25 protein-coding genes are annotated in these 24,313 nt (G+C 44.7%); 11 read left to right on the plus strand and 14 right to left on the minus strand.

What is annotated here, in order from left to right; genetic code table 11:
- Positions 1 to 5: 5 nt before the first annotated feature.
- From BS636_RS04735 to BS636_RS04745, 3 genes are all read right to left on the minus strand, one after another.
- Positions 6 to 761, minus strand: a complete 756-nt coding sequence (locus BS636_RS04735; protein WP_099337744.1) for a transporter — start codon at positions 759 to 761, stop codon at positions 6 to 8.
- 25 nt (positions 762 to 786) lie between these two features.
- The gene (locus BS636_RS04740) at positions 787 to 1,329 is read right to left on the minus strand and encodes an ankyrin repeat domain-containing protein (protein ID WP_099337745.1); all 543 of its coding nucleotides are present in this window, start codon (positions 1,327 to 1,329) and stop codon (positions 787 to 789) included.
- A 128-nt stretch (positions 1,330 to 1,457) separates the two neighbouring features.
- Positions 1,458 to 1,826 (minus strand): HPF/RaiA family ribosome-associated protein, encoded by a 369-nt coding sequence (locus BS636_RS04745; protein ID WP_099337746.1) that lies wholly within the window; start codon positions 1,824 to 1,826, stop codon positions 1,458 to 1,460.
- 240 nt (positions 1,827 to 2,066) lie between these two features.
- Here BS636_RS04745 and puuE point away from each other — a divergent pair, with 240 nt between their 5' ends.
- The 6 genes from puuE (at position 2,067) to BS636_RS04775 (ending at position 6,890) form a co-directional block, all read left to right on the plus strand.
- Positions 2,067 to 3,041: an allantoinase PuuE gene (gene puuE, locus BS636_RS04750; RefSeq protein ID WP_099339600.1), complete on the plus strand. Its 975-nt coding sequence runs from the start codon at positions 2,067 to 2,069 to the stop codon at positions 3,039 to 3,041.
- A gap of 144 nt (positions 3,042 to 3,185) precedes the next feature.
- Complete coding sequence (uraD, locus tag BS636_RS04755; RefSeq protein ID WP_099339601.1) at positions 3,186 to 3,689, plus strand: 2-oxo-4-hydroxy-4-carboxy-5-ureidoimidazoline decarboxylase; 504 nt, start codon at positions 3,186 to 3,188, stop codon at positions 3,687 to 3,689.
- Positions 3,686 to 4,012 (plus strand): hydroxyisourate hydrolase, encoded by a 327-nt coding sequence (gene uraH / locus BS636_RS04760; RefSeq protein WP_099337747.1) that lies wholly within the window; start codon positions 3,686 to 3,688, stop codon positions 4,010 to 4,012. The genes uraD and uraH overlap by 4 nt, the downstream gene beginning before the upstream one ends.
- 39 nt (positions 4,013 to 4,051) lie before the next feature.
- Entirely contained in the window at positions 4,052 to 5,410 is a 1,359-nt protein-coding gene (locus BS636_RS04765; RefSeq protein ID WP_099337748.1) for a nucleobase:cation symporter-2 family protein, read from the plus strand.
- A gap of 121 nt (positions 5,411 to 5,531) precedes the next feature.
- Positions 5,532 to 6,284 carry an outer membrane protein OmpK gene (locus BS636_RS04770; protein WP_099337749.1) on the plus strand — a complete coding sequence of 251 codons (753 nt, stop codon included), beginning with the start codon at positions 5,532 to 5,534 and terminating at the stop codon, positions 6,282 to 6,284.
- 75 nt (positions 6,285 to 6,359) lie between these two features.
- Complete coding sequence (locus tag BS636_RS04775; protein WP_099337750.1) at positions 6,360 to 6,890, plus strand: GNAT family N-acetyltransferase; 531 nt, start codon at positions 6,360 to 6,362, stop codon at positions 6,888 to 6,890.
- 116 nt (positions 6,891 to 7,006) lie between these two features.
- Here the strand turns inward: BS636_RS04775 and hpxO are convergent, their stop codons facing one another.
- The gene (gene hpxO, locus BS636_RS04780; protein WP_099337751.1) at positions 7,007 to 8,164 is read right to left on the minus strand and encodes an FAD-dependent urate hydroxylase HpxO; all 1,158 of its coding nucleotides are present in this window, start codon (positions 8,162 to 8,164) and stop codon (positions 7,007 to 7,009) included.
- A 217-nt stretch (positions 8,165 to 8,381) separates the two neighbouring features.
- Between hpxO and alc the strand changes: the two genes are divergently transcribed.
- From alc to BS636_RS04795, 3 genes are all read left to right on the plus strand, one after another.
- A complete protein-coding gene (gene alc / locus BS636_RS04785) occupies positions 8,382 to 9,389 on the plus strand; it encodes an allantoicase (protein WP_099337752.1) in 1,008 nt (335 codons plus the stop codon).
- A 109-nt stretch (positions 9,390 to 9,498) separates the two neighbouring features.
- On the plus strand, positions 9,499 to 10,005 hold the full coding sequence (locus BS636_RS04790; RefSeq protein WP_099337753.1) for an ureidoglycolate lyase: 507 nt from the start codon (positions 9,499 to 9,501) through the stop codon (positions 10,003 to 10,005).
- A gap of 75 nt (positions 10,006 to 10,080) precedes the next feature.
- Positions 10,081 to 10,785, plus strand: coding sequence for a phospholipase D family protein (locus BS636_RS04795; protein ID WP_099337754.1), 705 nt, complete (start codon positions 10,081 to 10,083; stop codon positions 10,783 to 10,785).
- A gap of 44 nt (positions 10,786 to 10,829) precedes the next feature.
- On the opposite strand, the gene urtE is transcribed toward BS636_RS04795, so the two are convergent.
- From urtE to BS636_RS04835, 8 genes are all read right to left on the minus strand, one after another.
- The gene (urtE, locus tag BS636_RS04800; RefSeq protein WP_099337755.1) at positions 10,830 to 11,528 is read right to left on the minus strand and encodes an urea ABC transporter ATP-binding subunit UrtE; all 699 of its coding nucleotides are present in this window, start codon (positions 11,526 to 11,528) and stop codon (positions 10,830 to 10,832) included.
- A gap of 10 nt (positions 11,529 to 11,538) precedes the next feature.
- Entirely contained in the window at positions 11,539 to 12,357 is an 819-nt protein-coding gene (urtD, locus tag BS636_RS04805; RefSeq protein WP_099337756.1) for an urea ABC transporter ATP-binding protein UrtD, read from the minus strand.
- On the minus strand, positions 12,354 to 13,427 hold the full coding sequence (urtC, locus tag BS636_RS04810; RefSeq protein ID WP_099337757.1) for an urea ABC transporter permease subunit UrtC: 1,074 nt from the start codon (positions 13,425 to 13,427) through the stop codon (positions 12,354 to 12,356). Before urtC ends, urtD begins: the two co-directional genes overlap by 4 nt.
- 4 nt (positions 13,428 to 13,431) lie before the next feature.
- Complete coding sequence (urtB, locus tag BS636_RS04815) at positions 13,432 to 15,069, minus strand: urea ABC transporter permease subunit UrtB (protein ID WP_099337758.1); 1,638 nt, start codon at positions 15,067 to 15,069, stop codon at positions 13,432 to 13,434.
- 91 nt (positions 15,070 to 15,160) lie between these two features.
- Complete coding sequence (gene urtA, locus BS636_RS04820; protein ID WP_171266059.1) at positions 15,161 to 16,444, minus strand: urea ABC transporter substrate-binding protein; 1,284 nt, start codon at positions 16,442 to 16,444, stop codon at positions 15,161 to 15,163.
- Positions 16,445 to 16,847: 403 nt separating this feature from the next.
- Positions 16,848 to 17,336 carry a DUF6714 family protein gene (locus BS636_RS04825; protein ID WP_099337760.1) on the minus strand — a complete coding sequence of 163 codons (489 nt, stop codon included), beginning with the start codon at positions 17,334 to 17,336 and terminating at the stop codon, positions 16,848 to 16,850.
- Positions 17,336 to 19,216: a DNA topoisomerase IV subunit B gene (gene parE / locus BS636_RS04830; protein ID WP_099337761.1), complete on the minus strand. Its 1,881-nt coding sequence runs from the start codon at positions 19,214 to 19,216 to the stop codon at positions 17,336 to 17,338. Before parE ends, BS636_RS04825 begins: the two co-directional genes overlap by 1 nt.
- Position 19,217: 1 nt before the next feature.
- A complete protein-coding gene (locus tag BS636_RS04835; RefSeq protein ID WP_099337762.1) occupies positions 19,218 to 19,811 on the minus strand; it encodes a YqiA/YcfP family alpha/beta fold hydrolase in 594 nt (197 codons plus the stop codon).
- A 247-nt stretch (positions 19,812 to 20,058) separates the two neighbouring features.
- Between BS636_RS04835 and BS636_RS04840 the strand changes: the two genes are divergently transcribed.
- Entirely contained in the window at positions 20,059 to 21,390 is a 1,332-nt protein-coding gene (locus tag BS636_RS04840; protein ID WP_099337763.1) for a hypothetical protein, read from the plus strand.
- A 43-nt stretch (positions 21,391 to 21,433) separates the two neighbouring features.
- Here the strand turns inward: BS636_RS04840 and BS636_RS04845 are convergent, their stop codons facing one another.
- Positions 21,434 to 21,961: a disulfide bond formation protein B gene (locus tag BS636_RS04845; protein ID WP_099337764.1), complete on the minus strand. Its 528-nt coding sequence runs from the start codon at positions 21,959 to 21,961 to the stop codon at positions 21,434 to 21,436.
- Positions 21,962 to 21,979: 18 nt separating this feature from the next.
- A complete protein-coding gene (gene gshA / locus BS636_RS04850; protein WP_099337765.1) occupies positions 21,980 to 23,557 on the minus strand; it encodes a glutamate--cysteine ligase in 1,578 nt (525 codons plus the stop codon).
- Positions 23,558 to 23,767: 210 nt separating this feature from the next.
- On the opposite strand from gshA, the gene BS636_RS04855 reads away from it, so the two are divergent.
- Complete coding sequence (locus BS636_RS04855) at positions 23,768 to 24,307, plus strand: DUF924 family protein (RefSeq protein WP_099337766.1); 540 nt, start codon at positions 23,768 to 23,770, stop codon at positions 24,305 to 24,307.
- The last annotated feature ends 6 nt before the right edge of the window (positions 24,308 to 24,313 follow it).

Raw genomic sequence — 24,313 nt, forward strand, 5'->3', positions numbered from 1 at the left:
AACTCCTAGAATAGGAAAGCTACGCCCAGACCTGAGCTATAACTCTTGTCAGCACCATTTAAGTCCACACCTACACTGGCATCTAACTGAACACGGTCATTCAGCGCATACATCACGCCTGTGCCTAGCCCATATTCATAATCCTGACTTTCAGCCTTGCGATAGACAAATTCTGAAAAACCGGACAGCTTGTCAGTGATTTTATATTCTAGTGTTGGTACAGCTTGAATGGCCCATTGATCATCCTGCCATTCATAGCGCATGGTAATCGACGTATTGACCAGATCATTATATTGATACGCTACGGCTGAACTTAGACTATAAATGTCTTCTTCATTGCTAAAGCCTTGATTACCCGTCGCAATTACTGCTTCAGCCAATAACGCCATAGACAGTCGTTCGTCATCCAGATCAATGGCTTTTTTCAAACCAATACTGACATCACCCAGACCATCATCTTCTGATTTAACACCATCTATCTTGCTTTTAGACCAAGATGGACCAGCCCAACCCAGTTGTAATTCCAGGCTATCGCTTAAACCGGTACGCAACAACATATCCGCATTGAGTGTAGTGCTATGATCATTGCCTGATTCAACATAGCTGGCAGAAGGCAGCCCTTGTTCCCAAGCCAACTGCCCTACCGGTGTCGTAGTCGTACTAAAGCCAGTACCTGGTCGGTCAAAAGCAAAATCTGCAGCAAATACCTGCGCGCTCGTAGCTGCCAGTGCCACAAAACCCAATGTCTTCAATGTTGTCATGATTGTTACTCTTTCTTTTTAAGTCTTAACCGAGTTCTTTGGACATCTTCGCGCCACGGCTACGAAGCAGTTCCAGGGTCTGCTTTTCCTCTTCCAGTGCTTCTGCCCAGTTGACTTCATCGAAGTCACAGTCAAAGAATAGGTCACAGATTGAAGAGAGAATGGTCAGGCCATCTTCATCTCGGGTATTTGGATCGACATTTTCATCTAATAAGCGTTGTACGGCGGGTACACAGGCAGCACTTGCTGCATCCCAAAGTGGACCATAGATTTCTTCAGCATCCCACAGGTGCAGATTTACCTTAGCTGCAATCAAGGCATCCAGAATATCCAGATGCACTTGAAGCTTCTGTTGTTTTTCCTCGGTAGAGAGAATATTGCCCGCTTCATAAGCTTCGCAGACTTCTTCCCACCATTTGAACAGCCCATCGGACCAGACTGAAATGACCGGGCCTTTTTCCATATCAATAAAATTCGGATTGAGTCCATCTGCCAGGAGCTTTTTTACCTGATTCAGATCTAGTTCTTCGAGTGCTTGCACAAAAAGCTGTTGTTGCGCAGTTAACATGATGGAGCTCACTTCAATTCGTTTTCGACTATTATGCCGAATAAAGCAGGATTTGTTTTATTCTCATTCGTTTATTTTATCTAAAATTGAAAAAAGCCCCGCAGGGCCTTTTTCATCTGTAAAACTTTTTATTCTTCTATATCTGCAGTTGTTTCTTCTTCCGCAAGTTTCAGCGGAGTACCACGCACATTGTCTTTTTTCTCAATCACGTGCTCTAGACTACGTTTTAAGCGATCAATGGCTCCACGAATTGCGGTATCAATATTGTGACCATGATGGTTCACGACAATTGGCTTCAAGCCGGCAGGACGTGCTTCGATCATGCAGCGAATATCGTCATCGCCACCTTTTGCGGCATTTTCATCGCTAAGATGCACTGAGAAATGGGTGATACGCTCACTGTGGCGCTGAAATTCCTGATTTAATTCGGTACGAACGTAAGTAATTAGACGATCACTATTGCGAATATTTTTATCGGTACGGAGTTCAATGTTCATAAAATACCATCCTCAAATCATTGTAACTTTTTAGTGCAGATTATTTTATCTTGGCACGTTTGTAGCTTGCTGTTTTGTATTGCATTTCACTTCTTCAAATCGCTTTGGATTAACCCTCCACATTGAATGATGAACACTTTTTTGAGTCTGCAGAACCGTGTCCTTATACTTTGAATATCGGTCCTCTCTCGAAAATATGCAAGTGATATTTTGATTTTTTTAGCAAAAGGACAACCGATCGTGACAACTGCTTACTTACGTGGAAAACAACTGATAGAAACCATACAAAAGCAAGAATATTCACGCGATTTAATCGGCTATCACGGTAAACCGCCACATGCACAATGGCCCAATGCTGCCCGAATTGCGGTACAGTTCGTGCTGAACTATGAGGAAGGCGGGGAAAATCATGTCGAACATGGTGATGCCGGTTCCGAGCAGTTTCTGTCCGAAATTGTAGGCGCCGCCAGCTTTCCAGCAGTCCACCGCTCGATGGATTCAATGTATGAATATGGCTCACGTGCAGGTTTCTGGCGGATTCATGAGGAGTTTCAAAAACGCGGCTGGCCGATGACCATTTTTGGTGTCGGGATGGCACTGGCTCGCAATCCTTATATCATCGAAGCAATTAAGGCAGCTGATTATGACGTGGTGTCACATGGTCAGCGCTGGTTGCATTATCAGGATATGGATATTGAAACTGAACGTCAGCATATGGATCAGGCCTTAAGTGTTCTGACTGAGCTGTTTGATGAAACACCTATTGGCTGGTATACCGGTCGCGATAGCCCAAATACACGTCAATTATTAGCTGAATTTTCTCAGATTAAATATGACTCTGATTATTATGGAGACGACCTCCCATTTTGGAGCACTTTAACTGGACCAGATGGTCAAAAACGCCCTCATTTGATCATCCCCTATACATTAGAGTGCAATGATATGAAGTTTAGCTCTCCAGGCGGTTTCAATTCAGGTGAGCAATTTTACCAATATTTAAAAGATGCCTTTGATGTACTTTATAGTGAAGGTGAAACTGCACCAAAAATGATGTCGATTGGTATGCACTGTCGTCTGCTTGGACGTCCGGGACGCTTCAAAGCCTTGCAGCGCTTTATGGATTATGTACAGAGCCATGACAAAGTATGGGTCTGTCGTCGCAATGATATTGCACAGCATTGGTACACCCATCACTTTCCTGCGCACCAGGACTAATCATTTACTAAAATCACCCAAAGAGAGCTTCATGCTCTCTTTTTTATTTTGACCTTTTGGTCAACTACCTGTCCGACAACAGTCAGCAATTTGGCATTGTTATTGCAATTTCCAGTGAGAAATATGGATAACAAAGCTTTAATTATGCAATTAACTGAATTTAACCAGGCATCGGACAGCAATATTGAGCTGCTGCTTAAGCAGTGTGTGCATATTGACCGTTGGGCTGAAGAACTTAAACAGCAACGACCTTTTGCTTCACGTGATGAACTGCTCGAAGCTGCCAAAAAACAGGCGCAGACATGGACTTGGGAAGAAATTTCTAAAGCACTCGCGACCCATCCTCGTATTGGCGAGAAACAGGCCCAAGCTGCTTTAACAGCCAAAGAAGAAGGCTTTTCCGAGCGAGAACAGGCCGCAATTTCACAAGATGAAGAAACCCAAGCCGCTTTACTGAAAGGCAATCTGGCCTATGAGAAAAAATTTGATTTTATTTTCCTGATTCGTGCAGCAGGTCGTAGCAGTGAAGAGATTCTAACTGCTTTGAAATACCGCTTGGTGAATGACATTGATACTGAAAAACGCATTGTTCATCAGCAGCTTTTAGAAATTGCTCTATTACGTCTGGCGCAGGAGATTGAAGCATGATCAGCACCCATATTCTTGATACTCACTTGGGTAAGCCTGCAGCCGATGTTGAAGTCAAATTGATGGATGCCACAGGCCAGGTATTGGCAACTGCTATGACTAATAGTGATGGTCGGGTGCTCGTCCCGGATTTTGGTTTAGACAGCATTAATGCCGGTGATTACAGCATCGAATTTGCAACCAAAGCCTATTTCGATGCACAAGGTCTGGCAACTTTCTTTCCAAAGGCCGTGATTCATTTCAGCGTTTTAGATACTGCTCAGCATTATCACATTCCATTACTGATCAGCCCTTTTGCTTATTCGACCTACCGCGGTAGTTAAGTCAAGCCGCTTGTGATCTAGAATAAAGAAGGATTTTATATGTCAGAACAAGAAAAAACAGTCTCACCCGAACATGAATTTTTAGGGGTTGGAAAAAGTGCCGCTTATGGCTTGCAACATGTATTGACCATGTATGGCGGTATTATCGCCCCACCCCTGATTGTGGGGACTGCAGCAGGTTTAAGTGGGATGGAAATCGGCCTGCTGATTGCAGCAGCATTATTTGTCGGTGGCTTAGCCACGATTTTACAAACGGCTGGTGTAAAATATGTAGGCGCACGTTTACCTCTAGTACAAGGCGTTTCTTTTGCCGGCGTAGCCACCATGGTGGCAATCGTTACCACAGGAGGAGGATTACAAGCCGTCTATGGTGCCGTGATTGTCTCTGGCCTGGTTGGTTTCTTTCTGGCACCCTATTTTTCAAAAATTATCCGCTTCTTCCCGCCAGTAGTGACTGGCTGTGTGATCACCATTATTGGTCTGTCTTTACTACCCGTCGCGGTACGCTGGATGATGGGCGGAAACAAGAATGCCGAAAATTGGGGTAGCGCAGAAAATATCGGTCTGGCGCTGATGACGCTGGCGATTGTGATTCTGCTGAATCTGTCTCGCAATGCGGCAATCCGTCGTTTATCCATTCTATTGTCAATTGTACTCGGAACTATTTTTGCGGCTTTGCTGGGCTTTGGCGATTTTTCTAAAGTGGCTGATGGCTCATGGCTGCAGTTCCCAAGCTTCTTTGCCTTTGGCATGCCGACCTTTGAACTGACGGCTATTCTTTCCATGCTGATCGTGACTTTGGTGATCATGACTGAAACCACCGCAGACATTATTGCAGTCGGGGAAATTGTAGGAACCAAAGTCGATGCACAACGTATTTCCGATGGTCTACGTGCAGATATGTTATCTAGTGCCGCAGCGCCTATCTTCGGTTCATTCATGCAAAGTGCTTTTGCACAAAATGTCGGACTGGTGGCGATTACCGGAGTTAAGAGCCGTTTTGTTGTGACCGCAGGTGGTGTCATTTTGGTGGTATTGGGCTTATTACCAGTTATGGGACGTTTAATTGCTTCTATTCCGGTACCGGTGCTTGGTGGCGCAGGCTTGGTGCTATTTGGCACAGTTGCAGCAAGCGGGATTCGCACCTTGGCGAAAATTGACTACAACGACCAGAAGAACCTGATTATTGTCGCAACTTCAATTGCTGCGGGCATGGTGCCTATTATCGATCATAGTTTCTATGCGGACTTTCCAAAATGGGTTCAAACTTTATTCCATTCTGGCATTAGTTCAACCTGTTTAATGGCGATTTTACTGAATATCTTATTCAACCATTTAAACTGGTTTAAGAATAAGAATTTGGCAAATTCTGAACCAGTGGTGGACAGCCATCACTAGATCTGAGTAATGAAAGTTGGTCGGGATCTTGCATATAAATTTTAGTTACCGGTCAATTTTCACTTTATTTTTACTTATTAATCTGTATGCTTTATCTGCTTTCTTGGGGGAGAGATATTAAATGAAACTTAAACAAATCGTGGCACTTTGTGCATTAGCTTCTACTGCGACTTTTACTCAGGCAAGTCCTATTGTATGGCAAGACTTTAGCCTGACTGGCCTTTATGGTGAACACTATAAAGTAGGTACTGAAGATCGTACGACTTTGACTGCAGAATATGCAGCAGGTCTAACTTTTGGTGATTTATTCTTCTTCGTTGACCAACAATGGGATGGCAACGACAAAGACTCAACTTACTTAGAGTTAGCACCACGTTTTAGCTTAAGCAAAATATCTGGTGAAGAGCTTAAATTTGGCCCTGTGAAAGATGTTTTAGTGGCAACAACTTGGGAACATAATGCCGGACACGGTAACAACCAAGAATTTAATAACTTCCTTTACGGTATCGGTTTTGCTTTAGATATTCCATATACCAGCTATGCAAATATCAACTTCTACAAAGTTGATAATGACAGCAAGTCATTACCATTTACTAAAGATGACTACCAAATGACAATCACTTATGCGGTGCCGTTTAAAATTGGTGGTGAAGAATTCCTTGCTGATGCATTCCTAGATTGGTCTACAGCTGAAAAAGGTGCTCAAGCATCTGAACTGAACTGGACTTCACAATACAAATGGAATGTAGGTAAACACATTTCTCCAGAGACTAAACTTTACCTTGGTATCGAACACTCAGTTTGGAACAACAAGTTTGGTATTAAAGGTGAAGACCAAAACGACGTCAGCGCTCTTGTGAAGTATCACTTCTAAGAAATGCTATATTAAGAGCAGAACTTCGGTTCTGCTTTTTTTATTCTTGAATTTAATCGAACCATAGGTGCCTGAATGAGTGCAGTTCAGATTCGCGCAGCAAATGTAAATGATCTTGAGAGCATCCGTGAAATTTATAATCAGGAAATCTTGAATGGTACTGCTACCTGGAACTTTACTGCGATGGCACTGTCGGATATACAAACCTGGTTTAAGACACTTCAAGAACAGAACCATCCGGTACTGGTTGCAGAACATCAACCTACAGGCAAAGTGATTGGCTATGCTAACTATAATGAGTTTCGTAGCATTCAAGGATTTTATAAAACGGTTGAACATGCAGTTTTTCTACATCCCGATTATACCGGCCAAGGTATAGGAAAACAGTTGCTATTACGCTTGATGGAAATTGCCAGAAGTCAGGGCATGCATATTATGGTCGCAGCAATTGACTCAGAAAACGTAGCTTCGATTCATCTGCACCAACGACTAGGCTTTGTTCAAACTGGCTATATGCCACAAGTTGGAGAGAAATTTGGTCAGTGGCGCGACCTGGTCTTGATGCAACTTAATCTGGATCAACTTCAGACTGAATCCATTACTTAATTGATCGTCAAATTAAATCTACAAGAAAAAAATAAAGGGCTCCTAGAAGCCCCCTGCTGATAAATCACTACTATTATTATTTTATGTATTTTTTCTAATGAATTTTCATGCAATATTTAGTCCAATGGATTACCAATAATATTACTAATAATACCTTTCATGATATGGGGTCCATTTTCTCGGCGTAATTCTTCATACCATTCCATCGTCACATCTTTATCTTTCATATGGGTGACATCACAGCGTTTACGCGCACGAAGCACCAATTCATTGGCACGTTCATTACGTTTGTTCTGATAGCGACGTAATGAGTCCTGTAATCCCAGTGTATTGATCTGAAGTACACGAGCCAGGTAAATGGCATCTTCCATCGCCTGACAACCGCCTTGACCAATATCCGGCGTTGTACTGTGGGCTGCATCACCAACAATGACGACATTACCTTTGTAGAAATCAGCAAATGGTTCGATGTCATGGATTTCGACACGGTTAGTACGCTGCTCATCAATCGCATCAATCAGCTTTTGAACTTGAGGGCACCAGCCCTTAAAGTATTCTTCTAATAAAACTTTGTACTGGCTACGGTCATTTTCTAGACCTGCTGGTAATGGCACATCAAAGAAAAAATAAAAACGATTATTTGCAACTGGCATCAATGAAGCACGTTTACCCTCGCCGACAAAAGTGGTCCACTGATCTGCTGGAGCTAAATCCTCCGATACTTCAACCAGACCATTCCAGTTCACATATCCGGCATAACGACGCGGTACAGTTTCACCCAGCACATAAGCTCGAGTCATGGAATGGGTTCCATCAGCACCGACCAGTAAATCAGTTTGGATCTCTGAACCATCAGCAAAGCTGACGGTGACCTGTTGCCCATCATCATTGAGCGCCACCATTTTTTTACCCAGATGAATGTCATTACGACCAAATTCATCCATCAGCATATTCTGTAATTCGGCACGAGAGACCGGATAAGGACGCTGTCCCACTTCTTCAATTAAAGGATAGAGGCTGAACTGGGTCATGACATCGCCAGTCAGACCATCGACATATGCCAGGTTGTCCATCTGTCCGCCCAATTTGGCAACCTGTTCAGTTAAACCTAAGTAATTTAAACATTTCACCCCATTGGGCCAGAGAGAAATCGCAGCACCCACAGGCAAAATCTGTTCGGCCTGTTCATATATGCTGACCTGATGTCCAAACTTCTTTAATGCAATGCCTGTGGTTAAGCCCGCCATCCCGGCGCCAATAATGGTGATATTCATTGTTCCCCCTGTTTTCATAAATGTTGATCCATCTAAAGGAGACAAAGCGAAAAGTATGCCATTTTCCTCATAGCATCAAATACTCAGATCCAAGTTGGCACATGCTGTGCATTATTTTTTAAAGTACTGCCTTGTTTTGGGGAGAAAAAACAGGGCAATTGGCTATCTTTAGCCTGTAAAAAATGACAGTTGAATAAATTTAGAATGGAAGATTAATATGGCGACCCTGTTTGCACCTGCTTTTGAAATCCCTGCACAATTACAGCAACTTACTAATCTGGCAGATGAACGTATTGGTGCAAAAGTATTGCAATGTTCAGATGATTTTTTTGCTGAAGCACAGCGTATGCTCCAGTTTACAGCACCCATTTTTGTCGAAGACAAGTTCGATAATCATGGCAAATGGATGGACGGCTGGGAAACCCGCCGCAAACGTCACGCTGGTTACGACTGGGCAATTGTCAAACTTGGTGTTGCCGGGAAAATCAGTGCACTGGATATTGATACTACTTTTTTTAGTGGCAACTATCCTGCCTCAGCTTCCGTTGAAGCTTGCTATGCACCAGATGAGAACCTGGATCAAGTTGAATGGCACCAAATTTTACCAAATAGTATATTAGGACCAAGTCAGCATCATATTTTTGAAGTCGCTTCAGATACGACTTATACCCATTTACGTTTAAATATATATCCGGATGGTGGCGTAGCCCGCCTGCGCGTCTATGGTGATGTCCAGATTCAGATAAAAAACAGCAATGAAACACTTGATCTATTAGCACTTGAGAATGGTGGGCGTGTAATTGCCTATAGTGATGCGCACTTCGGCCATCCACGTAACCTGATTAACCCGGGTCGTGGCGTCAATATGGGCGATGGCTGGGAAACTGCGCGTCGCCGTGCACCAGGTTTTGACTGGTGCATTCTAGCACTCGGTCAGGCTGGAAAAATTGAAAAAATTGATATTGATACAGCACACTTTAAAGGTAACTACCCTGCTGAAGTGTCGATTCAGGCAGTGTATGTTGAAGATGCGACCGATCCACAGCTGATTCCACAAAGTATGTTCTGGCCGTTCCTGTTAGAAGCCCAGCCTATGCAGATGGATCATGTGCATAGCTTTATCAATGAAGTTCTGGCACATGAAAAAATCTCACATATCCGCGTGAACATGATTCCAGATGGTGGCATTAGCCGTATCCGCCTGTGGGGTAAAACCACAGACTAAGTTTAAGTCATCTTTCTCCACAAGATGACGATTGTTGGCTCAGTCGTATGACGGTTTAAGTTCTACGACTGATGCTTCTTTTCAAATGAATTGACTACTTAAAAATAGAATGAAACAGCACGTTAAAATTCAAAAACTCACCGCAGAAAATTTTGCCACTTTCGGTGAAGTGATTAGCTGTCAGGGCAATGACTTTTTTCATATTAATGATGCGCATACCGAGCGTTATCATGCCCTTGTGACCGCTGAAATCATCGGTGATGCCAAAGCTGGTATCAGTATTTTTCGGAACATTAAAAGCACCCAAGTGCCGTTTGAGATCTCGATGCTGGAACGTCATCCGAATGGTTCTCAAGCTTTTATCCCAATGCAAGGTCAAAGATTTCTGATTGTAGTTGCTCCTGGACTTGATACAGATACACCGGATCTATCCCAGCTATGTGCATTTATCAGTGATGGGACCCAAGGGGTAAATTATCGGGCAGGAACTTGGCATCATCCACTACTCACCTTGGAAGCACCGAGTGATTTTGCTGTGGTGGATCGGATTGGTGGTGGGCATAATTGTGATGTGTATCAGTTTCCTGAAATCATCCTTATTGAGAATATGCTTTAATGCCTGCACAAGACTTAACCTATGAAAAAGAATCAGGTAATATCGAACTCAAAATAACAATGACTAAAGTAACCTATGGCAAAATTTCTTAATACCAGTGCAACGAATTTCTTTTTGGAAGAACTAATCAAGAGTGCAAAAGAACGCTTAATTCTGATTAGCCCATATTTGCGTTTGAATGATCGAATTAAAGAATTATTAGAAGATAAAGACCGGTTAAAAATTGATATTCGTATCGTATATGGGAAGAGCGATTTACATCCAGAAGAGATTAAATGGCTGCAAAAACTTGATTATGTCCGTCTTAGTTTTTGTAAGAACTTACACGCTAAGTGCTATCTCAATGAATCTGAATGTATTATCTCAAGCTTAAATCTATATGAATTTAGCCAGGTCAATAATAATGAAATGGGTATTTTAGTCCAAAAATATGAAGACGATAATGTCTTTAAAGAAGCCTATGAAGAAGCTCAACGGATTATCCGTATTAGTGAGGAAGTACGAATTAGTTTAGATGAGGTCAAAACAGATTCAACTTCCAAAGAGATTGAAGCAGATGAAGAAAATAATAATTTTTCTAAACTTACCACTTCTAAACTTGCAGCAAAATACAAACTCAAAACAGCAGATTTACTGGATAAATTAACTGAAAAAGGATTTTTAAAATTGAATGAAAATGGTAAACACTTTCTGACCGAACAAGGGAAAGAAATTGGGGGTGAGTTTAGACCAAGTCAGTATGGGGGTTATTTCCTCTGGAATGAAAATACTGAGATCTAAATCCCTCCAAACCTCCCTTTTTTAAAGGGAGGCTTCTTGAAACATCAAATCGCCACCAACTCCCGAATCCCCTTCTCCGGCATTTCACTACCCGCACCTTGCGCGACAACCTGCCCACGCGCCATCACGGTATAACTATCCGCTAGCTCTTCAGCAAAGTCATAGAACTGCTCGACCAGTACAATCGCCATCTCACCACCATCAGCCAGTTTACGGATGACCCGGCCAATATCTTTAATAATCGATGGCTGGATCCCTTCAGTTGGTTCATCCAGAATCAGGACACTTGGTTCAGAAGCCAGTGCACGGGCAATCGCCAGCTGCTGTTGCTGACCACCGGATAAATCCCCACCACGGCGATGCTTCATTTCATCCAGCACCGGGAAAATTTCATAGAGATGCTCCGGCACTTTACGGGTTTTGGCACCTTTAAATTTGGCCATGCCAATCAGGATATTTTCTTCCACGGTTAAGGTCGAAAAGATATCCCGACCTTGCGGCACATAAGCCAGACCTTCTCGCACGCGCTGCTCTGGACTGAGCTTGGAAATGTCCTTGCCATTCAGCAAAATCTGCCCGGATTTAATCGGCAGAATACCCATCAGGCACTTTAAGAGCGTGGTTTTACCCACGCCATTTCGCCCCAGAACGACCGAGCATTCACCAATAGGTGCATTAAAGGACACATCACGCAGAATATGACTGCCACCATAAAACTGATTGACGTCTTTGACTTCTAACATTGCGGTCTCCTTAACGCCCTAAATATTTTTCAATGACTTCTTCATTGGCCTGAACTTCTGCCAATGTGCCTTCTGCCAAAATCGCCCCTTGTGCCAGTACCGTGACTTTTTCACTAATGGTGTCGATAAAGCTCATGTCGTGCTCTACCACGACCAGGGTATGATTCTTTTTCAGTTCCAGACACAGCTCTGCGGTACGCTCAGTCTCAGCATCGGTCATGCCTGCCACCGGTTCATCCAGTAGAATCAGTTTGGGACGCTGCATCAGCAACATGCCAATTTCCAGCCACTGCTTCTGACCATGCGACAGCAGTCCGGCAGGCTTGTTAATAAATTCCTGTAAACGGATTTGTTGTAGTGTTTCATCCAATGCATTTTGTGCATCCGGATCCAGCTTGCTAAAGAAACTCTTTTTCACCCGTTTGTCTTTTGGTGCTGCCAGGAGCAGATTTTCCATCACGGTGAAGTTTTCAAAAACTGTCGGTTTCTGGAATTTACGTCCAATCCCCGCCTCGGCAATTTCTTCAGTGCTCATTTTCGACAGGTCATAGGTCTGACCGAAGAATGCTGAACCTTTGGTCGGACGGGTTTTACCGGTAATCACATCCATCAGGGTAGTTTTACCGGCACCATTTGGACCAATGATGCAGCGCAGCTCACCTTCTTTGATGTATAGCGACAGGTCATTTAGGGCACGGAAAGCATCAAACCAGACACTGACTTTTTCCAAGTAGAGTGCAATACCATGGCTAAAATCCGCACCATGTTCTTTTGGACGGCCATAGCCTTCAGAAGCATGGCCGCCATGAGGTTGTAGAATCTCGCTCATTCGCTACGCTCCTTTTTAAAACGGTCAAAGATGCCAATCACGCCTTTTGGCAGGAATAGGGTTACCACGATAAATAGGGCACCTAAAATCAGTAACCAGGCTTCCGGATAGGCCACAGTGAAATAGGTCTTCACGGCATTAATCAAACCTGCCCCAAGGATCGGGCCAATCAAGGTGCCACGGCCACCAGCCGCTACCCAGACGGCCATCTCAATCGAATTCACTGGGTTCATTTCACTCGGGTTAATAATCCCGGCTTGTGGTACATACAATGCGCCCGCAATCCCGGCAATCACTGCAGAGAGTACCCAAGCGGACAGCTTGTACCAGAGCGTGCGATAACCGAGATATTGCAGACGGTTTTCGCTGTCACGAATGGCACCGAGTACACGACCATAAGGCTTGTTCATCAGGTGGCGTAAGCCGATAAAACACAGCAGTAATACCAGTGCAGTAATAAAGCACAAGCTGGCACGCATTGGTGCAGAGGTGATATCCATGCCAAGAATGGTTTTAAAACCGGTAAAACCGTTATTGCCACCAAAGCCGGTTTCATTACGGAAGAATAGCAGCGCCGCAGCAAAGGTCATCGCCTGGGTAATAATCGAGAAATACACCCCTTTGATCTTGGAACGGAAAGCAAAGAAACCGAAGATGAAAGCGACTAGCCCCGGTGCCAGCACCACCAGCAGCATGGCCCACCAGAAATGGTTAGTGCCCACCCAGAACCAAGGCAGCTCGGTCCAGCTTAAGAAACGCATAAAGTCAGGCAGACCATCGCCTGCTGACTGGCGCATCAGGTACATCCCAAAAGCATAACCACCGAGAGCGAAGTACAAACCATGCCCCAGACTTAAAATGCCGGCATAGCCCCAGACCAGATCAAGGGCCAAAGCCACCAGAGCCAGACACATAATCTTGCCGATCAGGGTCACCCAATAGGCAGATAAATGCAGGGCTGAATCGGCAGGTAGCAGATGCAACCAAGGCAAAATCAGCAGGATTGCAAAGCACACTGCAATTGCAACAGCGCTATAAGGTTTATCGGAAAGTAATGATGTGATTTTCATAGGCTTACTCCACAAATCGTCCCTTGATGGCAAACAAACCTTGTGGACGCTTTTGAATAAACAAAATCACAAGAACCAGAAGAATAATTTTGGCCAGAACTGCACCCATACCGATTTCCAGTACCGTGCCGCTGACGCCCAAGCCCAGTGCAGCCAGTACCGCACCCCAAACTTGTCCTACACCACCGACAACAACAACCAGAAAGGCATCAATAATGTAGTTTTGGCCAAGATCTGGGCCGACGTTACCGACTTGCGCCAATGCACAACCAGCCAGGCCAGCCAAACCAGAACCCAGACCAAAAGCCATCATGTCGATACGGCTGGAACGAATCCCCACAGCGCGTGCCATCTGACGGTTTTGTGTTACCGCGCGAACAAACAGGCCAAAACGGGTTTTGTTCAGCAAATAAACTAGCAGCAGAAGTACCGCCACAGTAAAGACGATAATCGCAATCCGGTTATATGGCAGCATCAGGCTTGGGGTCAGGGAAATCCCGCCGGATAGCCAGGAAATATTGGAAACCTCAACGTTTTGCGCACCAAAAATCATCCGCACCACTTGCATCAGGATCAGGCTTACCCCGAAAGTCGCTAGCAGGGTTTCCAGCTGACGGCCATACAGCGGACGGATCACGGTACGTTCGATCAGCATGCCAATTAGTGCACTGACCAGAAAGGCTGCCGGAATTGCCGCAATCAGGTACCAGTCCACATAGCTGCCGAGATAGGATTTAAACAGGCTTTGCACCACATAGGTGGTGTATGCACCAATCATAATCAGCTCACCATGTGCCATATTAATCACGCCGAGCAGACCATAAGTGATGGCGAGACCCAGTGCCGCAAGCAGCAAAATGCTAGCTGTACTCAATCCTGAGAATACGTGCCCAGTCCATTCACTGGCCTGAATACGGGTCTTGATACTACCCTTGGCATCGAGCAGTGCTGCTTTTAAATCCGCATGCAGATTCGGCTGTGCCAGTTCGCTATCAATCATGGCCAGCACATCGGGACGGTTGGATTCTTTTAGTACTTGAGCGGCCTGGATTTTGATCAGTACATCATCCGATGTGTAGTCCAGACGTGCTTTCAGCTGGGCAATACGTGCTTTAACGCTATTATTTTTTTCAGCCAAATAGAGCTGATTGATACTTTTTATATCCAGTTCAGATAAGTTATTTTCTAAAATATCAATCGCTTCTAGACGCTGTGACGCTTCTTCAGATTTTAATTTCTTTTGTGCCTGAGCAAAGGTTAAAGCCTTACTCAAGGTATTTACCAAAGTCACCTGTGACAGATCCGATGGCCAGGTCTCAACCAGTGTCAGATCCGGATAGCTGAGCAGTTTATCTTCTGCTTCCAGGATATAAGTATTGCCAGCACTGTCGCTATAAAGCTGTTCATTGGCAACATACTCTGCCAGCTGATCTAGCAGTTCGATACTGGCTGGCCATTGATTCAGCAAGGCACGACGTTTGGCAAAATCCCCACTGACAAACTGCTGAATTGCATCACCAGTGACTGCAGGCTGAACTGCCGCGGAATTTTCTGTAATTTGAGTATCCGCATAAACGCTATTGAGTAAAAGACACTGACTCATGATCAGCAAAATAGCGGCGAATTTTAGGCGAGTGAACATGGCTGTCCCCCCTATATGTAGAACTTTTACCGTTTGGAAAAGAGAAAAATCAAAAAAAGCCCGCTGCCGAAGCAGCAGGCCAGATATCACCTTATTTAGGGATGTATGGGCTCCAAGGCTCAGCTTGGATAGGCTTAGGTGTCTTATAAACTACGTCGAACTGACCATCTGCACGGATCTGACCGATCATTACAGGTTTGTGTAAATGATGGTTGCTGGCATCCATTTGCAGTTTGTAGCCTGATGGTGCATCGAAGCTTTGACCTGCCATCGCTTCACGGACTTTATCGACATCGGTAGACCCGGCTTTTTCAACTGCCTGTTTCCACATGTTGATACCGACGTAAGTCGCTTCCATTGGGTCATTGGTTACAAACTTGTCTGCATTTGGCAGTTTGAAATCAACTGCGTATTGCTTCATTTTTCCTGTGAATTCAGTATTGGTTGGATTCTTCACAGACATGAAGTAGTTCCACGCTGCCAGGTGGCCTACCAATGGCCTGGTATCAATACCACGCAGTTCTTCTTCACCCACTGAGAATGCCATTACTGGAATATCAGAAGCTTTAATGCCCTGGTTACCCAGCTCACGGTAGAATGGAACGTTTGAGTCACCATTAATGGTCGAAATCACCGCAGTTTTCTTACCTGCAGCAAATTTCTTCACATTACCAACAATGGTTTGATAGTTGCTGTGACCAAATGGAGTATATTCTTCCATGATGTCTGCATCAGCAACGCCTTTAGACTTCAAGAAAGCACGCAGAATCTTGTTGGTAGTACGTGGATAAACATAGTCAGTACCCAGCAGGACAAAACGTTCTGCTTTACCACCCTCTTCACTCATCAGGTATTCCACTGCAGGAATCGCTTGTTGGTTAGGCGCAGCACCGGTGTAGAAAATATTTTTAGATTGTTCCTGGCCTTCATACTGTACTGGGTAGAACAATAGGCCATTCAGCTCTTCTACTACTGGCAATACTGATTTACGTGAAACTGAAGTCCAGCAACCAAAAATAACCGCAACTTTATCTTGAGTGATCAACTGACGTGCTTTTTCAGCAAACAGTGGCCAGTCAGATGCTGGATCTACAACTACAGGCTCCAGTTTTTTACCTAATACACCACCATTGGCATTGATCTCATTGATCGCCATCAATGCAGTATCTTTCAGTGATGTTTCCGAAATTGCCATGGTGCCCGAAAGTGAATGCAGGATACCGACTTTAATCGTTTCACCACTTACCTCAGTTGTTTTTGTTTCTGCTGCTGGTGCTTCTGCCTTTTCTGCAGGTTTTGAGCACCCAGTCAACACAACAGCCCCTGCCACGGTTGCGGCTAAAATACTTTTAGAAAATAAATTGCGTTGGAACATCATGTTTTCTCCAAACTTTTATGAGGCATTTCAATGAATGCGTTTTTAAATCTCGAGAGAACAATTCAATTTCTGTGCCAAGCTGAAGAAAAATAAAAAATAGGGTGATCAAACTGTTAGACAAATAGTATTACTGGTATGGCGAAATGTCATACCAAAAATCAGCGATGATCTATATCGCTGGGCTTTTCAAAGCGTCATAAACAGGACATTCTGAAAATAGTGCTCAAACTAAAAATATTTAATTTTTCTCCCCTGCTCGGCAATGGTGCATTGCTGTTTTTATAATCAGCACCAATTTGAAGCATAGAAAATCCCGCAAATGCGGGATTTTCTATGGACAAAATATAAGCTTAATAAGACCAATATCCTTGTTTTAAGATCTTTAGAATCAAATCGCGGTTCAAAGAAAAATCCAGTTTAGATAAGCCTGAACCGCCTCTCGTTGTGCCTTGTCGAATAGATGAAACTGTTGTAGCTCATCACTCATTTTGCATAACCGACCAGCCAGATTAAATCGATATTTCCCTTGTAGATCAGTAATCAAAAATGTAGGCAAATGGAAACGCATGCCTTGAGCATCAAAAAAGCCCAAGCTGCTATTACAATCATTTAAATCCTGAACAGGGATTTTTGACCAGTCGGATTTTTCATCCTTCTCACGTAAAGCAGCACGCTCTGCCAAAGATTTATAATCATCAACGCCTTGAGCTTCCCATAAGCCAATGCCATCACCTAAGCTGACATTGGAAAATGCGGTTTCGATCTGCGTTTGGATATCCTTCACGGCCTGCCATAAACAGAGGGTTTCTTCAGCATTGGCTATGGTCGCAAGATCATAGCCAAGCTGCTTCATCTGCTGAATATCTTCAGGTGAAGGATAGATTTTCATTAAACCACGATATCCGCCAGGTTACCTTTTTGCTCTAGCCAGTCTTTACGATCGCTGGCACGTTTTTTTGCCAGCAATTTATCCAGTAGACCGGCTGTAAGATGCGCATCATCCAGATCCAGCTGTACCAGACGGCGGGTATTTGGATCTAAAGTGGTTTCACGTAACTGGCTGGCATTCATCTCACCCAGACCTTTGAATCGGGTGATCTGTGGATTTTTGGTTTTACATTTTTTCAGAATACCTTCCAATTCGTCCTCATCCAGGGCGTAATGTACGTCCTTATTGTCATCGATACGGAACAGTGGCGGCATTGCGACAAACAGATGGCCTTCTTCAACCAGTGCCGGGAAATGCTTCACGAACAATGCACACAGCAAGGTCGCGATATGCAGACCATCCGAATCGGCATCGGCCAGAATACAGATCTTGCCATAACGCAGTTCAGATAGGTCATCTGAACCAGGATCGACACCAATGGCAATCGCGATGTTATGTACTTCTTGCGAAGCCAGTACTTCATCAGAAGACACTTCCCAAGTATTCAATATCTTACCGCGAATCGGCATGATCGCCTGGAAGTTCTTGTCACGTGCCTGCTTGGCTGAACCACCTGCAGAATCCCCTTCCACAATAAACAGTTCAGACTGATCCAGATCATGTCCTACACAGTCTGACAGTTTGCCTGGTAAGGTTGGTCCAGCAACGATTTTCTTACGTTCAACTTTTTTCGCTGCTTTCAGACGGCGACCAGCTTTGGAAATCGCCATCTCTGCCAGCTGCATAGCAATGTCAGAATTCTGGTTGAGCCATAATGCAAAAGCATCTTTGGCAATATTCTGCACGATACCCGCTGCTTCACGGCTGGATAAACGCTCTTTGGTTTGACCGGAGAACTGCGGTTCCTGGAATTTCAATGACAAGATATAGTTCACACCATCCCAAACATCTTCTGCGGACAGCTTCATGTTACGAGGCAACAAATTACGCAGCTCACAGAACTCACGCATGGCATCCGTCACACCCGAACGCAAACCATTGACATGAGTACCACCCTGCGCGGTTGGAATCAGGTTGACGTAAGATTCCTGAATGCTTTCACCACCTTCGACATTCCAGCAGATGGCAAATTCAGCACTGGCACGTTCAGCATCACCGGTTGCAACAAAGGCAGGTGCCGGAATGATCTCACGGTCTTCCAGCTCATCCATCAGATAGTCAACCAGACCATTTTCAAACTGCCAGGTGATCTTCTCATCATTAATCTGATCGATATAATTGATCTCTAAACCCGCGGCCAAAACGGCTTTGGCTTTCAGATTATGCTTTAAAGCTTTTAGGGCAAATTTTGGTGAATCAAAGTATTTGGCTTCTGGCCAAAACTGAACTGTTGTTCCTGTCGCACGTTTTGCGCATTTGCCTTCTAATACTTCGAGTGGACCTGTCGGTTCACCATGTTCAAACGTCATTTTGTAGAGGTTGCCCTGACGCTGTACCGCTACTTCAACACGGGTCGACAGCGCGTTAACGACCGAGATCCCCACCCCATGCAGACCACCAGAGAACTGGTAGTTATCAGTACTGAACTTACCACCGGCATGCAGTTTGGTCAGGATGATTTCAATCCCGCTTTGGCCATATTCCGGGTGAATATCCACCGGCATACCACGACCATTATCTTCTACCGCTAATGAGCCATCTTTATGTACCGTCACGGTGATTTTGTTGGCGTGCCCAGCCAGTGCCTCATCCACAGCATTATCAATCACTTCCTGCGCCAGATGGTTCGGACGAGTGGTATCGGTATACATGCCCGGACGACGACGGACCGGATCCAGACCAGACAGAACTTCAAGAGATTGAGCCGTATATTGAGACACGTTATTCGGTTTCCTTTTTTATGCAGTCCAATAAAAACTGTAATACCAGCGGAATCTTCTCCGCAAAATCATCCATCCCGTGGTTGCCGTTGGCCTCAGTCATCAGCATCGCCGGGGGACGAGCAGCACTATAATAGCGATGTGCTTCACGATAATCCAAAACTTCATCACCTTGTTGCAATAGCACCAGTATTTTGTCTGCATCTTGTGCAGTTGGCAGTGCCAGCCCTTCAAGCTGGTCAAGATGTGAATCATCCAGACGCCAGTTGGGGTGCACCTGAAGCGGCAATTCATCATCGAACAGTTCGCGGAACAGCTGCCATGGTCGCATGGCCGGATTAATCAGTACAGCCGGCACACCATGCTTGGCGACCAGATGTGTCGCATAAAATCCCCCGAGACTACTGCCTACCAATGCCACATTACTCAACGATTCAATTAACGCTGACATGTGCTGAATCGTCTCCACAGGAGACATGTTCAGATCAGGCAAATGGACCTGAATTTGTGGATTATTTTCACAATACTGTTGCAGCAGTCGACCCTTAATCGAAGCAGCACTACTTCTAAATCCGTGTAAGTAAATGACATTCATCAATTATTAATAAAAACGCCTATATTTTAATCAAAATCTATTCTATAAATAAGATACGGATCATCGTTATCTAATCTGTTTTTTGGTGAATTGTCCGACAAAAAACACCGCAGTTGTTCATGTTCCTCGGTATTTTAAGAATATTCCCAGAAAAATTAGAAACATCAAAGTTCAGAAGAATTTATACCGCGAACATCTTTAAAAAGAAAGCACTCAGATATTCGCATTAATGAAAGGAACGGATCCAATGACAAGCTTAACGCCATTGCATGAAACCTATTGCAAGTGGGATCGCACTCCTCCTACCCAGGCCGATGTACTGGAAGGACTCGCTCAGCTTGTTACCATGCGTTTCAGTGATGTGGCTCAGGAACTGATCAAGACCATTCAGCGTGAAATCTTATATAGTTTCTTTGGTCTAAGCGAACGTCATGCAGAAAAAATCCAGAACCTGCCTGCCATTGTCCGGCTTTATCAACGTTCCTATGACATGCTGTTTCATTATGGGAATACCATGGTCGCACCCGGGCTGCGCAGTATTATTACTAAATTCCCACGCCTGCATGATAAACCGCTGACGCCGAGTCTGCATTTTCTGGTCGGTGTACTGAATGGCATCATTGGCGACTATTTACTTAAGCATCAAAATCCGATGGCATTACCAATGGTGGTTTATGATCACTATACCTCATTGCAGCAGGGTGAACTGACCGGCCGGATTACCATCTTTGTGCATGGCTTATGTATGAATCATCTCACCTGGTCTAACCATAAACATGAAGGCATTGGGGAAAAACTGCTGGCACAGCGTGATCACAATACCATGCTGTATCTGAACTATAATTCTGGCCGCCGTATCTCCGCCAATGGCCGCAGCCTGGCCAATACCCTGAATGATCTGGTGACCCGTAATCCCGGCATTACCAGTATCGACCTGATCGGCCACAGTATGGGCGGATTGGTTTCTCGTAGCGCTCTATTCTATGGCAAACAGCATGTCTATGAATGGGTCAATATGGTCGATAATCTGGTTTGTCTGGGTTCGCCGCATCATGGTGCAGCACTGGAACGCTTTGGCTTTAGCCTACAGGATAAATTGGGACGCTTTCCCTTCGGGAAAATTATTGGTCATGTGGTGAATATTCGTAGTAACGGGATTCTAGATCTGCGTCATGGCAGCGTTCGGGATGATGACTGGGAACATAATGAAGTCCGGATTGGCCTGATGGATGATAACCGTAAGCCGGCACCGATTCCTTCACATATCCAGACCTATCTGGTGGCGGGTACCATTGAATATGAAAACCGGCATAACCGCACCCGTAATGTGATTGGAGATTATCTGGTCAGTGTTAAAAGTGCGCTCGGAGAACATCCGAATCCACGCTTTCAGTTGAAAGTTCCAGATTCACATAAAGCCATTTTCTATGGTCTGAACCACTTTGAAATTCGTTTCCACCCACAAGTCGCAGAGCAAATTATGCGCTGGTTCTATCCAAGTGTTGAAGACAAAGTCTTTGACCAGATCCATGAATATATGATGGATCTGGAAAGTGTTGAAGGTATCGCTTTAACGTGATCAAGATATGAAAAAGCCCTCAGTTGAGGGCTTTTTAATTGAATCAATATTTATCTCTTAAACGCTTGACGGGTGCAGTGTGATATTTACGGAATAACTGCCACAAACTGACCAATAGCAAGATACTGAAAAATACCAAGGACCAGACCGGTAAAGACTGTCCCAGGAAAGTCCAGTCCACTTTGGCGCATTCACCTGAACCGGTAAGGACCTGCTGAAACACCGACTTCATCGGCAAAGTTTCCAGCCAGTAATCTAGACCCGGACCACAGCTTGGTACTTTATCTGGCGGCAGGTTTTGTAGCCAGACATGACGTGCAGCTACCCCGGCAGACCATAAAATACTGAGTGATCCTAAAAAGGCATACAGGCGTTTCATGCCATTTGCTTTTGGATTATGCAGTAAAGCAATTAAAGAAATAATCCCCAGGCCAATCAGGCCAATACGCTGAAACACGCATAATGGGCAAGGCTCAAGGCCCTGCACATGTTCTAAATATAATGCAAATGCCATCCCCATCACGGATGCGGCAAATAACGCACCACTCACGAAGCGGTAACCCCATTTCATGGTCGATCCTCTTGTTTTTTATCGAAATTGAGCGAGATATTCAGCAAAGCTGATGCTGCTATCTTGCTCGAGTTCCTGCTGTTGCTGCAAGGACTTTTGTGATAATTCATCGAAATAAGCAGAGGTTTTTTTACTAAGCTGACGTGCTTCATACACCGCAGCATGCTGCTGCGCCAACATCTGACCGAAATGCCACATGCCCCCTTGAGCACGGGTATCACCTACTACCAGCGCAGAAAGTGTTGCATCAACTTCATCGACACGGATCTGCATGGTCTTCATCGCCGTTGTGTACAGTTGGTTGCCATATGCCGCATCCAATAATTCTGCCAGCGGCTGCATGCGTGCCAGATGAACTGCACACCAGTCTTCAATTGGCTGTTTTTGGCCATTTTCTAAAATAGCGGCATTCGGTGCACGACCACGATTGACCACTTCAGCCTGATTTTTCTCGATGATATCCTGTTCATCGCTAAGCAATGCTGGGCTATCTTGTAATAGACAATACAGCGCCACCACTTCCAGGAAGCCTGCAGTATGTTCATCGATCCCGATCGGGCTATATGGATTCACGTCCACTGCACGCAGTTCAACATAGCCGATACCACGATTTGCCAATGCCTGAGATGGAGTTTCCCCCGCTTGTGGCACCTGTTTTGGACGGACCAGACTGTAGTATTCATTTTCAATTTGCAGCACATGGTCATTAATCTGGATTGGCTGCCCTTCGGCATCTTCCAGACCCAGACGGGTAAATGGTTTATATGGTGTTTTGACTGCTTTTTGCAGACCTTCCAGATAATCCTGTAGATTGTTGTAATGAATACCAAGCTGCTTTTGCGCTGAGTTCTGATAACCGAAACGGCCCATACGCAGTGCAGTGGAATATGGGGTATATAAAGTGCCGCGAGTGAGTGGCAGCAACTGATGATCACGACCGGTCATGAAGCATTGACACACTGCCGGACTAGCGCCAACCAGGAACATCACCAATGGGGTCAAACGGATAAAGTTACGGATCAGCCCCATGTAACGGTGGCTGCGGTAATCCTGCAGACTTAAGGTCCGTAGTGACTCATCACTTTCATTGGCTTGTAGCGCTTCAAAGAAATGATCCGGGAAAGACAGATTGTAATGCACGCCAGAAATGGTCTGCATACGGCGGCCATAGCGCACGCCCAAACCACGACGATAAAGGGTCTTAAATAAACCAATATTAGAAGAACCATACTGTGCCAATGGAATGCTGTCGTCAGTGCTGTCGAGCATGCATGGCATCGACATCGGCCACAGTTTTTCTTCATCTTCCAGCTTGCGATGTACCACCGCATGGATATCCATCAGGTAATCCAATGCTTCACGAATGCTGTCTTTCGGTGGCGTAATAAACTCCATCAAAGCTTCAGAATAGTCGGTGGTAATATGAGGATGAGTCAGGGCTGAACCGAGTGCTACAGGATGCGGTCGCTGCGACAGAAAGCCATTACCTTGCATACGCAGGCTTTCTCGCTCAATTCCGCGCAGCATCCCCTTGATGAGCGACGAATCCACCCAAGTTGGTAATACCGCTTGGCTGGTCGATTCAGGTTGACTCATTACAATCTCGCTTAATGGGCTAAACTATTAAAATAAAATCATCATTTTATAAGAGTATAACGTGATTTTAGACCCGCACATTACACCCTGCCTGCTTTTCAGGCAAACCATTGATTTTAATTCCGCAAATTTTTAACACAAACTTTCTCTATAAGACATGTGAAATTTGTGATTTTATTGACAAATAAATGCTAATGAATTGTAAACCTTATGAATTATCAAGATATTTTAGACTTCTGGTTCAGTGCTGAAACGCAGCCAAACTGGTTTGCCAAAAGCGACCAGTTCGACCAAAGTTTGACTGAGCAATTTAGCGAAATTCTGGAACAGGCCAGTCAAGCTGAACTGTGGTCCTGGCGTAAAACTGCCGAAGGCCGTCTGGCAGAAATCATTGTTCTGGACCAGTTTTCTCGCAATATTTTTCGGGGTACCGCGCGTGCTTTTGCTCAGGACAGCCTGGCATTAGCACTGGCACAGGAAGCCATCAGTCTGGATCTGGACAAACAGCTGAGTCCGGAACAACGTGCTTTTTTATATATGCCGTTCATGCACAGCGAATCCAAGCTGATCCATGAATATGCCTACAAATTATTTCAGCGCCTCGGCAATCCATCTAATTTCGAATATGAAATTAAGCATAAAATCATTATCGAACGCTTTGGACGCTACCCACATCGCAACCAGATATTGGGCCGTGAATCTACCGAGGAAGAACTCAGTTTCCTGACCCAGCCCGATAGCAGTTTCTAGGCATTA

The sequence above is a fragment of the Acinetobacter sp. LoGeW2-3 genome, assembly GCF_002688565.1.
Taxonomy (GTDB): domain Bacteria; phylum Pseudomonadota; class Gammaproteobacteria; order Pseudomonadales; family Moraxellaceae; genus Acinetobacter.

Excerpts from the sequence above, each read along its gene's own strand:
- BS636_RS04855 (WP_099337766.1), top strand. The coding sequence starts at position 23,768 with ATGAATTATCAAGATATTTTAGACTTCTGGTTCAGTGCTGAAACGCAG.
- BS636_RS04765 (WP_099337748.1), top strand. The coding sequence starts at position 4,052 with ATGTCAGAACAAGAAAAAACAGTCTCACCCGAACATGAATTTTTAGGG.
- BS636_RS04775 (WP_099337750.1), top strand. The coding sequence starts at position 6,360 with ATGAGTGCAGTTCAGATTCGCGCAGCAAATGTAAATGATCTTGAGAGC.
- gshA (WP_099337765.1), bottom strand. The coding sequence starts at position 23,557 with ATGAGTCAACCTGAATCGACCAGCCAAGCGGTATTACCAACTTGGGTG.
- BS636_RS04735 (WP_099337744.1), bottom strand. The coding sequence starts at position 761 with ATGACAACATTGAAGACATTGGGTTTTGTGGCACTGGCAGCTACGAGC.
- hpxO (WP_099337751.1), bottom strand. The coding sequence starts at position 8,164 with ATGAATATCACCATTATTGGCGCCGGGATGGCGGGCTTAACCACAGGC.
- BS636_RS04740 (WP_099337745.1), bottom strand. The coding sequence starts at position 1,329 with ATGTTAACTGCGCAACAACAGCTTTTTGTGCAAGCACTCGAAGAACTA.
- urtD (WP_099337756.1), bottom strand. The coding sequence starts at position 12,357 with ATGAGCGAGATTCTACAACCTCATGGCGGCCATGCTTCTGAAGGCTAT.
- alc (WP_099337752.1), top strand. The coding sequence starts at position 8,382 with ATGGCGACCCTGTTTGCACCTGCTTTTGAAATCCCTGCACAATTACAG.
- BS636_RS04795 (WP_099337754.1), top strand. The coding sequence starts at position 10,081 with ATGGCAAAATTTCTTAATACCAGTGCAACGAATTTCTTTTTGGAAGAA.
- uraH (WP_099337747.1), top strand. The coding sequence starts at position 3,686 with ATGATCAGCACCCATATTCTTGATACTCACTTGGGTAAGCCTGCAGCC.
- uraD (WP_099339601.1), top strand. The coding sequence starts at position 3,186 with ATGCAATTAACTGAATTTAACCAGGCATCGGACAGCAATATTGAGCTG.
- urtB (WP_099337758.1), bottom strand. The coding sequence starts at position 15,069 with ATGTTCACTCGCCTAAAATTCGCCGCTATTTTGCTGATCATGAGTCAG.
- BS636_RS04790 (WP_099337753.1), top strand. The coding sequence starts at position 9,499 with ATGAAACAGCACGTTAAAATTCAAAAACTCACCGCAGAAAATTTTGCC.
- BS636_RS04840 (WP_099337763.1), top strand. The coding sequence starts at position 20,059 with ATGACAAGCTTAACGCCATTGCATGAAACCTATTGCAAGTGGGATCGC.
- BS636_RS04745 (WP_099337746.1), bottom strand. The coding sequence starts at position 1,826 with ATGAACATTGAACTCCGTACCGATAAAAATATTCGCAATAGTGATCGT.
- urtC (WP_099337757.1), bottom strand. The coding sequence starts at position 13,427 with ATGAAAATCACATCATTACTTTCCGATAAACCTTATAGCGCTGTTGCA.
- BS636_RS04770 (WP_099337749.1), top strand. The coding sequence starts at position 5,532 with ATGAAACTTAAACAAATCGTGGCACTTTGTGCATTAGCTTCTACTGCG.
- BS636_RS04845 (WP_099337764.1), bottom strand. The coding sequence starts at position 21,961 with ATGAAATGGGGTTACCGCTTCGTGAGTGGTGCGTTATTTGCCGCATCC.
- BS636_RS04825 (WP_099337760.1), bottom strand. The coding sequence starts at position 17,336 with ATGAAAATCTATCCTTCACCTGAAGATATTCAGCAGATGAAGCAGCTT.
- BS636_RS04835 (WP_099337762.1), bottom strand. The coding sequence starts at position 19,811 with ATGAATGTCATTTACTTACACGGATTTAGAAGTAGTGCTGCTTCGATT.
- urtA (WP_171266059.1), bottom strand. The coding sequence starts at position 16,444 with ATGTTCCAACGCAATTTATTTTCTAAAAGTATTTTAGCCGCAACCGTG.
- urtE (WP_099337755.1), bottom strand. The coding sequence starts at position 11,528 with ATGTTAGAAGTCAAAGACGTCAATCAGTTTTATGGTGGCAGTCATATT.